The organism is Micromonospora sp. NPDC048842, from assembly GCF_040649935.1.
Taxonomy (GTDB): Bacteria; Actinomycetota; Actinomycetes; order Mycobacteriales; family Micromonosporaceae; genus Micromonospora; species Micromonospora hortensis.
On sequence record NZ_JBEZGK010000025.1, the window covers coordinates 1 to 12,860 of the forward strand.

Below are 12,860 nucleotides of genomic sequence, written 5' to 3' on the forward strand. Positions count from 1 at the left end.
CCTGCGCGACCAGCCCTCACGGTCGGGCAGGCGGGTCGGTGGTGCTGCGATCGTCAGGGTGTGTAACGACCCCGGCCCGGCCATGATTCCGGCCCGCGAGTGCATCCGGTCACCGGACAAAGACCGCGTACCTCGCAGCAGCCTAAGCTCTACACCCGGCCCGAATGCCCCAGAACGGACAAAACGGCCTAGGGCGTCTCCTCCGCCTGCCCCTCGAACCGGACACTCGGCTTGATCCACTCGGGGTCATTGAAGTCGGGGTGTCCGGGCCGGCGGGATGCCCCGACATCAAGAAACCCGAGTGGACCACGGCCTTGTCGGCGGCGACGGGGCCCTGGCGGCGGCGGGGAGGCCGCCTGAACGGCACGAAACCGCGCCCCCAGGATGAGGGCGCGGTTTCGTGGATGTTGGGGACGCCTCGGGTCAGGCGACGTTGCGTTGGGCCGGGACTGTCGACTTGTGCGGGCGGCCCAGCCGGGCCTCCAGCCGTGCCACGTCGACCCGGGCGTGCCGGCGGTCTGCCAGGTCCTCCCAGCCAACGGCGAGCAGTCGCAGGCGCTCCGACTCGCTGAAGCCGCCCCACACGCCGTAAGGCTCCCGTACCGACAGGGCGTGGGCGGCGCACTCGGCGCGAACCGGGCAGGCGCGGCAGACCGACTTGGCGGCGGACTCGCGACGCAGTCGGGAGGAACCACGCTCACCGTCGGGGTGGAAGAACTGGGCGCTGTCGCGCCCTCGGCAGGCACCGAGTCGCTGCCAGTCCCAGAGATCGACGATGGGTCCGGGCAGTCTACGTACGTTCGACATCAGCACCCCTCCTCCCGCGCGGCTCCGCGAGAATCCTTATGGCCGGCATCCGGGCGGCGGGCCGCGCAGGCGCACCGTTCCCGGCCTGGATCTCCCGGTACCCGGGCTGTCGTCAACTCACACGTGTGTGATCGAAAACGTCCGAGAAATTGCGCCTTTTGCCCCATCTGTCGGAAAAGTTCGAAGGATTGCCGGGAACCCCCTCCCCAGCCGACCGCGTCATGGTCTGCTCGTTGGCGGAGAGGAGACCACAGTGCGTACCGTTCTTGTGTGCGTTCGGACACCACTCGCGGCCCAGCACCTTACTTCTGCTGCCGCGCGGCTGGGGTTGTCCGCGATCGTTCGTACCGCCGTCTCTGATCCCGAGGTGATGCTGCGGCTGGCCGAGCGACCGGCCGACGTGGTCCTGGCCGACACGGCCCTCACCCGGCCGGACAGCGCCGGCTTCGTCCGTCGGGTGTTGGCGCGTGCGCCGCAGGCAGCGGTGCTGCTGCTCGGCACCGAGGAGTCCGAGGCCGCGGCTGCCACCATCAGCGCCGGCGCCCGGGGGCTCATCCAGAATGTCGACCATGACCTGACCAGCGCGGTGGCGAAGGCGCTACTGCTGCTCACCGCCCCCGGTCGAGCCTCCCGGCAGCGGATCACCGATCCGGCCCGCGACGCGGCGGCGGTGGGTGGCTCCGGCCGCTCCGGGCCGTCGCCGCGTGGTTCCGGTGAGCCCGGCTGGGCGGCCACGGCCGCCGACGGGCCAGCCGGGGTGGCGTCGGTGCCGGTGCAGCGGGGCGACGACGAGGCGGAGGCGGGGACCGGCGAGTCGCCGGCGCAGACCGAGCCGGGCCGTCCCACCCCGAACGCCCGACCCAGTCGGGCGTCGATCGGCCTCACCGAGCGTGAGCTTCAGGTGCTGCTCGGCATGGCCGAGGGCAAGAGCAACGCGGAGATCGGCCGGGAGCTGTTCGTCTCGGAGGACACCGTCAAGACGCACGCCCGCCGGTTGTTCCGCAAGCTTGGCGCCCGGGACCGGGCCCACGCGGTGGCTGCGGGCTTCCGCGCCGGTCTGGTCGCCTGACACACGCACGTCGCGCGCCTGCAGGGCACTCGGGCGCGCGGCATTGGGGTACGCCACGCGGCAGTAGGGCACCTGGGACGCGGCAGTGGGGTACGCCACCACGCGCCAGCAGGGCACGCCACGCGCCAGCAGGGCACGCTACGCGCCAGCAGGGAACCGGGGCGCGCGGCAGCAGGGCACGCCACGCGCCAGCCGAGCACCGGGGCGCGCGGCAGCAGGGCACGCGGCAGGGGGGAACCCGCCGTCCGGCGGCGTTACTTGGTGGCGGTCGGGGCGCCCGGCTCGTCCTCGGTGCCCTCGGACAGGGTGTCGTGCACCCCGTCCGCGTACCCCCGGGCGTAGTCCCAGGTCACGTAATGATCCGGGTCCGGGTCGTAGGCGGGTTCGTGAACCCGGGGCCGGCCCGAGTTGAGCAGGTGCCGCAGGTTGCCGCGGAGCAGGTCCCAGTCGAAGTAGTGCGGCTCGCGACAGTCCTCGCATTCGATCACCAGCCCGCGAACCCCGATCGGGGCCAGCAGAGCCTGGTAGATCTCCAGGTCAGCGAGGTCTTCCAGCACATCCTGCCGCTCGACGTCGGTCAGCGGATCCGGCGTCGCGTCATCGCCCGGGTCATCCAGACCCGCTGTCGGATCGGCCGGGTCGCCATTGAACGGGTCGATGGGCTCGTCGTGCACCCCCTCACCGTAGACCCAACGCGGCGCGAACGTCCGCCCCCCGGCCTGCGCGCGGCCCGGCCTGCCACGGACGGGGCGCCCAGCTCACTGGGTACGATGAGGCGACGTGCCGGCATCGTGGCGCGCTCCGGTGCCCGCCCGCGCCACCTCGCTGAAGCCCATCCGAGCAGCTCAGGGGAGCAATCGTGGAAAATTCGCCCAGCACCGATCTTCCGGCCGGCGGCGAGCACGCCGACCTGGGCGGCCACCTGCCCGAGCTGCCGGCCGGCTCCGCCCGGGTGGTTCCGCTCGGCCTCACCTTCGACGACGTGCTGCTCCAGCCGGGCGAGTCGGACGTGGTGCCCAGCCGGGTCAACACCCGGACGAAGCTCACCCGCAACATCGAGTTGTCCATTCCGCTGCTGTCCAGCGCTATGGACACTGTGACCGAGGCCCGGATGGCGATCGCCATGGCCCGCCAGGGCGGCATCGGCGTGCTGCACCGCAACCTCTCCCTGGAGGACCAGGCCCTCCAGGTCGACCTGGTGAAGCGCTCCGAGTCCGGCATGATCACCAACCCGGTGACCGCCAGCCCGGACGACACGCTGCGCGAGGTCGACGAGCTGTGCGGGCGTTACCGCATCTCCGGTGTTCCAGTGGTGGACGGCGACGGCCAGCTGGTCGGCATCGTCACCAACCGGGACATGCGTTTCGTCTCCGAGCCGAACACCCCGGTTCGGGAGATCATGACCCACACCCCGCTGGTCACCGCGCGGGTCGGGGTGAGCAAGGACGACGCTCTGGCGCTGCTGCGTCAGCACAAGGTCGAGAAGCTGCCGATCGTCGACGACTCGGGCCGGCTGCGTGGCCTGATCACCGTGAAGGACTTCACCAAGAGCGAGCAGTACCCGGACGCCAGCAAGGACGACGCCGGCCGGCTGCGGGTCGCCGCCGCCATCGGTGTGGGCGAGGACGCGTATAAGCGGGCCCGTGCCCTGGTCGACGCGGGCGTCGACGTGCTGATCGTGGACACCGCGCACGGTCACCAGCGGGCCGTGCTGGACATGGTCCGCCGGCTCAAGGCCGACGTGACCGTCGACATCATGGGCGGCAACGTGGCCACGTACGCCGGCGCCAAGGCGCTTGTCGACGCCGGCGCCGACGGCGTCAAGGTGGGCGTGGGGCCGGGCGCGATCTGCACCACCCGGATCGTCGCCGGGGTCGGCGTGCCGCAGGTGACAGCGATCATGGAGGCGGCCCGGGCCGCCCGCCCGGCCGGCGTGCCGGTGATCGGCGACGGTGGCATTCAATATTCCGGCGACATCGCCAAGGCCCTGGTGGCCGGCGCCGACACGGTGATGCTCGGCAGCCTGCTGGCCGGTTGCGAGGAGAGCCCCGGCGAGCTGATCTTCGTCAACGGTAAGCAGTTCAAGACGTACCGCGGGATGGGGTCGCTCGGCGCTATGCAGTCCCGGGGTCAGGCCAAGTCGTACAGCAAGGACCGTTACTTCCAGCAGGACGTGCTCAGCGACGACAAGCTGGTCCCCGAGGGCGTGGAGGGTCAGGTGCCCTACCGGGGGCCGCTGTCCCGGGTCGCCCACCAGCTGGTCGGCGGGCTGCGGCTGGCCATGGGGTACGCCGGTGCGGAGAACATCCCCGACCTGCACCGCCGGGGCCAGCTCATCCGGATCACCGCGGCTGGTCTGAAGGAGAGCCACCCGCACGACATCCAGATGACCGTCGAGGCGCCCAACTACCACACCCGCTGACCCAACACCCCCAACCACCTGGAGTCCCCCATGCGTGACGTGGTCGAGATCGGGCTGGGCAAGACCGCGCAGCGCGGCTACCACCTGGACGACATCGCCATCGTGCCGAGCCGCCGTACCCGGGACGTCGACGACGTCTCGACGTCGTGGCAGCTCGACGCGTACCCGTTCGGCATTCCGTGCGTCGGCCACCCCTCCGACGCCACCATGAGCCCGGCCTCGGCGGTGCGGCTCGGCGAGCTCGGCGGCCTCGGCGTGCTCAACGTCGAGGGGCTCTGGACCCGCTACGAGAACCCGACCAAGGTGCTGGACGAGCTGGCCGGCCTCGACGAGGAGGCCCGCGCCACCAAGCGGCTCCAGGAGGTGTACGCCGAGCCGATCCGTCCGGACCTGATCGCGGAGCGGGTCCGCGAGCTGCGCGCCGGTGGCGGCACTGTGGCGGTGCGGGTCTCCCCGCAGCACACCCTCGCGCTGGCGCCGGTGATCCTGGACGCCGGGGTGGACATCCTGGTCATCCAGGGCACCATCGTCTCGGCCGAGCACGTGTCGACCACCGACGAGCCGCTGAACCTCAAGGAGTTCATCGCCGACCTCGACCTGCCGGTGATCGTCGGCGGCTGCACCGACTACAAGACGGCGCTGCACCTGATGCGTACCGGCGCGGCCGGCGTGATCGTGGGTATCGGTGGCGACGAGTGGTCGACCACCGAGTCGGTGCTGGGCATCCGGGTGCCGATGGCCACCGCGATCGCCGACGCCGCGGCGGCCCGCCGTGACTACCTGGACGAGACCGGCGGCCGGTACGTGCACCTGATCGCCGACGGTGACATCCAGACCTCGGGCGACATCGCCAAGGCGCTCGGCTGCGGCGCGGACGCGGTGATGCTCGGTGAGCCGCTGTCGCTCTGCGACGAGGCCCCCGCCGGTGGCGCGTGGTGGCACTCGGCGGCGAGTCACCCGTCGTTGCCCCGGGGTGCCTTCGAGGTCTCCGGTGAGCCGCTCGGGTCGATGGAGCAGCTCCTCTTCGGGCCGGCGGACGAGGCCGACGGCCAGCTCAACCTGTTCGGTGGGCTGCGTCGGGCGATGGCCAAGTGCGGTTACCGTGACCTGAAGGAGTTCCAGAAGGTCGGTCTGGTCCTCGACCGCTGACCGATCCGTCAGACGCCCGAAGGCCGGCCCTGCAGCAGACGGGGCCGGCCTTCGTCACGTTCAGCGCAGAGTCACTTCTCCACGTAGATGGTCAGGTCGGACATGTTGCGGTAGCTGGTCGCCGCGAAGTCGAGCGACTGGCCCTTGTTGTCCGCACCGCCGGGGGCGGTGTCCATCTCCCAGTTGGCGTGGTGGAAGTTGCGCTCGCCGATGGTCTGGAAGAACTGCTGGAAGTTGAGGTCGCCGTCGCCCAGCGGGGTCATCTGGTACCCGTTGGGCACGCTGGTGTCCCGGTCGCCGTCCTTGGCGTGGAAGAGCGGGAACCGGGTGGTCCGGTCGGCCACGGTGAGGATCGGGTCGAACAGGTCGGTCACCTCCTGGCCGGCCGGGTTGACGTACTTCTGGTGCTTGTAACGGGCCACGTAGGCCCAGTAGATGTCCAGTTCGAAGAAGACGTACCGCGGGTCGGTGATCTCGAAGAAGTACTCCAGTCGGCGGATGCCGGAGGACCGGGTCTGCCGGCCCTGCGCGTCGCGCGGGCCCCGGTCGATGAGGAAGTTGTACGCGGCGTCGTGGTTGTGGGTGTAGAGCCGCATGCCCCGGGCCTTGGCCTGCCGGCCCAGCTCGTTCCAGATGTCGGCGGCGGCGTCCCACTCGGCCTTGTACGCGCTACTCGTCGGGTCGCTGCCGGTGCCGATGTTCTTCATGCCGAGTTCCTCGGCGATGTCCAGCTGTTGCTGGAAGGTGGCCGGCTGGATGGAGGCGTGGGTGCCGTTGGCCACCAGACCGTTGTCGTCGAGGATCTTGCGGATCTCGGCGGGGGTGATCTGCCGGCCCAGGATCTCGGTGCTCTGGGTGTAGCCGGCGAACTCGATCTCCTTGTAACCGATCTCGGCGAGTCGGGCGAGGACGCGCTCGAAGCCGTACGGCACGCCGCTGTCGTCGGGCGCGGCGGTGATCCGGTCGCGGACGCTGTAGAGGATGATGCCGCGGTTCCTGGCCGGGATCAGTGGCTCCACCCGCAGCTTGCTCGCGTTGCCGGGGTTGGCGAGCGCGGGGGTGCCGGTGGCGAGGACGGGTAGGCCGGCCGCGCCGATGGCGGCGGCGGCGCCTGCGGAGGCGGCGAGCAGGGATCGGCGGCTGAGCCGGCCGGTGGGGGTGGCGTCGGGGGCGGTGTGGTCTGGCATGGTTCCACCTTTCGCGACGGTGGTCGGAGATCGACACTAACGTCGGTCTAAGTCGAAAGAAAGGTTCGATCGATGGCAGCTTTTGTTCGATTCGACGAAAGTCACTGATGATCGTCGATACCGGCCGCACGGCCCGCGATGCTGACTACGCTCGTGCTGACGCAACGCAGATGAAGGTCCGCAACGCCCGCAGAAGGCCGCAACGCCGCAGGAGGCCGGGTGCCGCAGGAGGGGTGGGCATGGTCCTGACCGGACGGAGACTGCGCCTCGCCGCGCTGACCTGCGCGATCGGGCTGGCCGCCACCGGTTGCACCGGCGACGACAGCGACGGCTTCCGGCCCGGTGCCGCCGACGTCGGCGACCCGTACGTGCCGGGGCACGGCAACGGCGGGTACGACGTCGGGCACTACGGCCTCGACGTCCGCTACGACCCGTCGACCGACCGGCTGACCGGTCGAGCCATCATCGCGGCCACCACCACGCAGGATCTGTCCCGGTTCAACCTGGACCTTGTCGGCCTGGAGGTCCGCGCGGTCAGAGTGGATGACGCGGCCGCCGAGCATCGGCGCGGCGACGGCGAGTTGGTGGTGACGCCCCGCGACGGGGTGCCGCGCGGCCGGCAGTTCACTGTGACCGTCGAGTACGCGGGCGTTCCCACGGCCGTCGACGACGGGGCGTTGGGCAGCGGCGGCTTCCTGCACACCGCCGACGGCGCGGTGGCGCTCGGCCAACCCGACTCGGCCGCCACCTGGTTCCCGGTCAACGACCACCCGTCGGACAAGGCCACCTACGACCTGGCGGTGACCGTCCCGGACGGCCTGGCCGCGCTGAGCAACGGCGTACCCGGGCCGAAGAGCAGCGCCGACGGCTGGACCACCTGGCGTTGGTCGGAGCGCGCGCCGATGGCCAGTTACCTGAGCACGCTCGTGATCGGTGACTACCGGGTGGTGACCGGCACGCACGCCGGCCGGCCGATGGTCACGGCGGTGGCCGCGAGCCTGCCGGCGACCGGCGGCGCGGCGGCCTCGCTGGCCCGCACCGGCGCGATCGTCGACTTCCTGACCAGCCGCTTCGGCCCGTACCCGTTCGACTCGTACGGGGGGATCGTGATCGCCGACGACCGGATCGGGTACGCGCTGGAGACCCAGTCCCGTCCGGTCTACGGGCCGGGCTTCTTCGCTGACGACCGGCCGAACCCGAGCGTCGTCGCGCACGAACTGGCGCACCAGTGGTTCGGCGACAGCGTGTCGCTGACCAGGTGGAGCGACATCTGGCTCAACGAGGGCTTCGCCAGCTACGCCGAGTGGTTGTGGGAGGAGCACGACGGCGGCCGGACCGCCCAGCGCAACTTCGAGATCCAGTACGCGGCAACCGACTGGACGCAGCCGTCGGTCGAGCCGGGCCGGGAGCAGATGTTCGGCTCGGCGGTCTACAAGCGCGGGGCGCTGGCCGTGCACGCGTTGCGCCGGACCGTCGGTGACGACCTCTTCTTCCGCATCCTGCGCACCTGGACCAGCGAGCGGGCGGCGGGCAACGCGACCACCGCGGACCTCGTCGCGCTGGCCGAGCGGGTCGCCGGGCGGCAACTGCGTCCGTTCTTCGACGCCTGGTTGGTGGGTGGGTCGGCCCCCACACTGCCGTGACCCGGCCCCGCTGCCCGGTCGATATGCTGCCGCCTGCGAACGGCGGGTAGGCGCCCGTTCGCGCGGGACGGCAAAGGCCGTGACCGGCCACCGTGCGGGAAGGGTGTGGGATGCGCGGGACGCGGCACAGACGACTGCGAGTGGCTGCCGGCCTGCTGGTGACCGGTGCGCTCACACTGTCTGGATGCGACTCGGCGGGCCCGGAGACGGCCCCACCACCGAGCGCGTCCCCCACGCCGGCGCGGACGTTCACAGCGGGCGCCGACGGGGTCGGTGACGCCTACTTCCCGACCTACGGCAACGGCGGCTACGACGTCGGCCGGTACACGGTGAAGGTGCGCTACGACCCGGCCAAGGACCAGTTGACGGGTACGACCACAGTGCGGGCCACCGCGACAGCCGACCTGTCGACGTTCAACCTCGACCTGGCCGGTCTGACCGTCAGCGCGGTCACGGTGGACGGCGTACCGGCGGCCCACAGCCGCAAGCGGAACGAGTTGGTGATCAAGCCGGCTTCCGGCCTCATCAACGGCAACGGGTTCGTCGCCGAGATCACCTACGCGGGCAAGCCGAAGCCGCTGAAGAACGAGGCGCTCGGTGATGGCGGCTTCCTGCACACCGCCGACGGTGCCATCGCGTTGGGTCAGCCCGAGTCGGCCAGCACCTGGTTCCCGGTCAACGACCACCCGTCGGACAAGGCTGCCTACGACTTCGAGGTCACCGTTCCGGACGGCCTGACCGCGATCAGCAACGGCGTTCCCGGCGGGAAGACCAGCACTGGCGGTTGGACCACCTGGAAGTGGTCGGAGAAGTCGCCGATGGCCAGCTATCTGAGCACGCTGGTGATCGGCAAGTTCCGGATCACCACCGGCGAGCACAAGGGCCGCCCGGTCTACAACGCGGTCACCACCACCGAGGCCAAGGGCAACGCGGACGCGTCGATCGCGCAGACCGTCGCGGTGGCCGACTACCTGGAGAGTGTGTTCGGGCCGTACCCGTTCGACGCGTACGGCGGGGTGGTGATCTCCGACAGCCGGATCTCCTACGCCCTGGAGACGCAGAGCCGACCGGTGTACGCGGCGAGCTTCTTCAGGCAGGGCGAGAACACCGAGGTCGTCGCGCACGAGCTGGCCCACCAGTGGTTCGGCGACAGCGTCGCGTTGGCCAGGTGGGAGGACATCTGGCTCAACGAGGGTTTCGCGACGTACGCGGAGTGGCTCTGGGCCGAGCACACCAGGGCGTACACCGCCAAGGAGGCGTTCGACAGCCGGTACGCCAGCATGTCCGCGCAGGTGTGGCAGACGCCGCCGGGCAAGCCGGGCGTGGAGAAGCTGTTCAGCGAGTCGGTCTACCAGCGCGGCGGGATGACACTGCACGCCCTGCGGGTGGCCGTCGGCGACAAGGCGTTCTTCGAGATCGTCAAGACCTGGGCGGCGGAGAAGCGCGACGGCACCGCCACCACTGCCGAGTTCGTGGCAGTGGCCGAGCGGATCTCCGGCAAGCAGCTCGACGCGATCTTCGACGCCTGGCTCTACGGCACCAAGAAGCCGGCCCTGCCCAAGCGGCTCTGAGTGGCTGTCAGTTCTTGACGACCAGTTTGGGGTGGGCGGCCAGGTAGGCGTCGGCGCGGCCGGCGCGGAGTTCGGTGAGGAACTTGCGGCCCTCGGTGGTCAGCTGTTCACCCCGGTAGGCGCTGCCCTTGCCGACGCCGGAACCGGGCAGCCCGACCAGCGTGAAACGGTTCTCCGGCAGGCCACTGAGGGCGTACGCGATGTCCACGATCCGGCGCCCGCCCACGTAGACAAGCGTGTCGCCGAGCGCGGAGACCACCTGGTCGACGCGCTCGGGTTGCTTGGCTAGGCCCTCGTCGAGGATCTTGCGGGTCATCGCCCGGATCAGCTGCTGCTGGTGGCGCTGCCGCGCGTAGTCACCGCCGGTGATGTAGCGCTGCCGCGAGTAGTCCAGCGCCTGCCAGCCGTTGAGGTGCTGCTCGCCCTTCTCGTAGACCTGCTGCGGCCCCTTGTAGCCGCCCGGCGCGCTCTCCCGGTACTTGCCGTCCGGTCGGCGGTGCAGCGACTCGACCCGCTGGTCGACGTAGATGTCCACCCCACCCAGGGCGTTGACCAGCCGATCGAACCCGTTGAAGGTCAGCACCGCACCCGCGTCGATGCGCAGCCCGGTGTAACCGCTGACAGTGCTGCGCAGCAGCTCGTACCCCTGGGCGGTGCTGGGTTGTTTGGGTTTGCCCGGCACCCGGCTGCCGAAGCTCATCGCGTGCGTGAGTTTGGTCTTGCCGCCCTTGTAGCCGGCCTTCGGGAACGCCGGGATGTCCACCACCAGGTCGCGGGGGAGCGAGAAGAGGTACGCCCGATCCAACCCCTTGGGTACGTGCAGCACCAGCACGGCGTCCGAGTGCGGCTCCCACCCGGGCACGCTGACCCGGGTGTCCACACCGACCAGCAGAAGGTTGAGCGGGCCGGTGATGTCCGCGCCCGGCGGTGGGCCGCTGGGGCTCGGGGTCGGCGTGCCGACCGGCGACGGGGTCGGTGAGCCGGCCACCGGACCACCGCCCGGCTTGTTGTCGCCGGTCAGCCGGGTGATCACCACGGTGCCGGCCGCGATCAGCGCGACGACGGCGAGGGCCGCCAACCCCAGCAGCAGCCACCGTCGGCGCGGCGCCATCGACCCGAGAACCATGTTGGATTCCTCCCACCCGTCTGGTGAACAACGCTCCGACGGGTGCTCCGGGTTGCGGCCGGAAGACGCCGGGTCGGTCGGCCGGAGCATGATCGCGCGAAAAGTGCCGCTGGCGCGAGCGCTACTCGCGAGTAATGATGCGTCCATGCGGTACGACGTGGTCGTCATCGGGTCCGGCTTCGGTGGCAGCGTCACCGCGCTCCGACTGGCCGAGAAGGGCTACTCGGTAGCGGTGCTGGAAGCCGGCCGCCGCTTCGCCGACGACGAGTTCCCGCAGACGTCCTGGCGGGTCCGCCGGTTCCTCTGGGCACCGAAGCTGGGCTGCTACGGCATCCAACGGCTCACCCTGCTCCGCCCGGCCGACAGGCGATCCGGCGGCGGAGTGCTGGTGCTCTCCGGCGCCGGGGTGGGCGGCGGTTCGCTGGTCTACGCGAACACCCTCTACGAACCCCTGCCGGCCTTCTACAGCGACCCGCAGTGGCGGGACATCACCGACTGGCGCGACGAGTTGGCCCACCACTACGACCAGGCGAAACGAATGCTCGGCGTCACCACGTACCCGGTGCACACCGGCGCGGACCGCGCCATGCGCGCGGTGGCCGAGCGGATGGGGGTGGGGCACACCTTCCACGCCACCCCGGTGGGCGTGCACATCGGCAGGCCCGGCCAGCGGGTCGCCGACCCGTACTTCGGAGGTGCCGGCCCGGAACGCACCGGCTGCCTGCACTGCGGCTCGTGCATGACCGGCTGCCGGCACGGTGCGAAGAACACGCTGGTGAAGAACTACCTCTGGCTCGCCGAACGGCTCGGGGTCACGGTCCGTCAGTTGACCACTGTGACGGCCGTCCGGCCCGCCGACGACGGTGGGTACGAGGTGCACACCGAACGCACCGGCGCCTGGCTGCGCAAGGGGCGGCAGGTCATCCACGCCGACCAGGTGGTCTTCGCCGCCGGGGCGCTCGGCACCCAGCGGCTGCTGCACGGAATGCGGGCCGACGGTGCGCTACCCGGGCTCTCGCCGCGCCTCGGCGAGCTGACCCGGACGAACTCGGAAGCCATCCTCGGTGCCTCGGTGCCACGCCAGCGGGCCCGGTCCGAGCGGTTGGACTACACCGAGGGGGTGGCCATCACCAGCTCGTTCCACCCCGACCCGCAGACACACATCGAGCCGGTCCGCTACGGGCGGGGCTCCAACGCGATGGGGCTGCTCCAGTCGCTGCTTGTCGACGGCGGCCCGCACCGGATACGCCGTTGGCTGGGCAGCATCGTGCGGCAGCCCCGGTTGGCCGCGCGGATGCTGTCGGTACGCGGCTGGTCGGAACGGACGGTGATCGCCCTGGTCATGCAGTCAGTGGACAACTCGCTGACCACCCGGTGGCGGCGTGGCCCGCTCGGCCGCAGGTTGGTCACCGGCCCGGGTCACGGCACCCCCAGCCCCACCTGGATCCCGGCCGGCAACACCGCCGCCCGAATGCTCGCCGACGAGATCGGCGGCACCCCCGGCGGCTCACTCACCGAACCCTTCGACATCCCGATGACAGCGCACATCCTGGGCGGGGCGGTCATCGGCGCCACCCCGGCCGACGGGGTGATCGACGCCTGGCACCGGGTGTACGGGCACCTCGGGCTGCACGTGGTCGACGGCGCGGCCGTCTCGGCCAACCTGGGCGTGAACCCGTCCCTGACGATCACCGCGCAGGCGGAACGAGCGATGTCCTTCTGGCCCAACAAGGGCGACAAGGACCCCCGCCCGGCGCTCGGCTCCCCGTACCGCCGTCTGCCCGCCGTACCCCCAAGAAGCCCGGCCGTCCCGGCGGACGCCCCGGGCGCGCTGCGGCCCTGACCCCCGGCGATCTTGCAGTTTCGGTCGTCGTCTTGTGGCTTAT

General features: G+C 70.8%; 10 protein-coding genes. 6 read left to right on the forward strand and 4 right to left on the reverse strand.

Translation table 11 applies throughout. The annotated features are described in order from the left end of the window. Window positions 1–423: 423 nt before the first annotated feature. The gene (locus AB0C19_RS27070; RefSeq protein WP_091406539.1) at window positions 424–807 is read right to left on the reverse strand and encodes a WhiB family transcriptional regulator; all 384 of its coding nucleotides are present in this window, start codon (window positions 805–807) and stop codon (window positions 424–426) included. A 253-nt stretch (window positions 808–1,060) separates the two neighbouring features. On the opposite strand from AB0C19_RS27070, the gene AB0C19_RS27075 reads away from it, so the two are divergent. Beyond that, window positions 1,061–1,876: a response regulator transcription factor gene (locus AB0C19_RS27075; RefSeq protein ID WP_357189813.1), complete on the forward strand. Its 816-nt coding sequence runs from the start codon at window positions 1,061–1,063 to the stop codon at window positions 1,874–1,876. Window positions 1,877–2,130: 254 nt separating this feature from the next. Here AB0C19_RS27075 and AB0C19_RS27080 read toward each other — a convergent pair whose 3' ends face one another. After that, a complete protein-coding gene (locus AB0C19_RS27080; protein ID WP_030337860.1) occupies window positions 2,131–2,550 on the reverse strand; it encodes a DUF5319 domain-containing protein in 420 nt (139 codons plus the stop codon). Between the two features lie 185 nt (window positions 2,551–2,735). On the opposite strand from AB0C19_RS27080, the gene guaB reads away from it, so the two are divergent. Both guaB and AB0C19_RS27090 read left to right on the forward strand, forming a co-directional pair. After that, window positions 2,736–4,298 (forward strand): IMP dehydrogenase, encoded by a 1,563-nt coding sequence (gene guaB, locus AB0C19_RS27085; RefSeq protein WP_357189815.1) that lies wholly within the window; start codon window positions 2,736–2,738, stop codon window positions 4,296–4,298. A gap of 30 nt (window positions 4,299–4,328) precedes the next feature. Further along, on the forward strand, window positions 4,329–5,447 hold the full coding sequence (locus tag AB0C19_RS27090; RefSeq protein WP_357189817.1) for a GuaB3 family IMP dehydrogenase-related protein: 1,119 nt from the start codon (window positions 4,329–4,331) through the stop codon (window positions 5,445–5,447). 71 nt (window positions 5,448–5,518) lie between these two features. On the opposite strand, the gene AB0C19_RS27095 is transcribed toward AB0C19_RS27090, so the two are convergent. Beyond that, window positions 5,519–6,634, reverse strand: coding sequence for a sugar phosphate isomerase/epimerase (locus AB0C19_RS27095; RefSeq protein ID WP_357189819.1), 1,116 nt, complete (start codon window positions 6,632–6,634; stop codon window positions 5,519–5,521). A gap of 239 nt (window positions 6,635–6,873) precedes the next feature. On the opposite strand from AB0C19_RS27095, the gene AB0C19_RS27100 reads away from it, so the two are divergent. After that, on the forward strand, window positions 6,874–8,277 hold the full coding sequence (locus AB0C19_RS27100) for a M1 family metallopeptidase (protein ID WP_357189821.1): 1,404 nt from the start codon (window positions 6,874–6,876) through the stop codon (window positions 8,275–8,277). 110 nt (window positions 8,278–8,387) lie between these two features. Beyond that, window positions 8,388–9,848: a M1 family metallopeptidase gene (locus AB0C19_RS27105; protein ID WP_357189823.1), complete on the forward strand. Its 1,461-nt coding sequence runs from the start codon at window positions 8,388–8,390 to the stop codon at window positions 9,846–9,848. 7 nt (window positions 9,849–9,855) lie between these two features. Here AB0C19_RS27105 and AB0C19_RS27110 read toward each other — a convergent pair whose 3' ends face one another. Then, complete coding sequence (locus AB0C19_RS27110; protein WP_357189825.1) at window positions 9,856–10,974, reverse strand: LCP family protein; 1,119 nt, start codon at window positions 10,972–10,974, stop codon at window positions 9,856–9,858. Between the two features lie 145 nt (window positions 10,975–11,119). Between AB0C19_RS27110 and AB0C19_RS27115 the strand changes: the two genes are divergently transcribed. Continuing rightward, window positions 11,120–12,817: a GMC family oxidoreductase gene (locus tag AB0C19_RS27115; RefSeq protein WP_357189827.1), complete on the forward strand. Its 1,698-nt coding sequence runs from the start codon at window positions 11,120–11,122 to the stop codon at window positions 12,815–12,817. Window positions 12,818–12,860 lie beyond the last annotated feature (43 nt).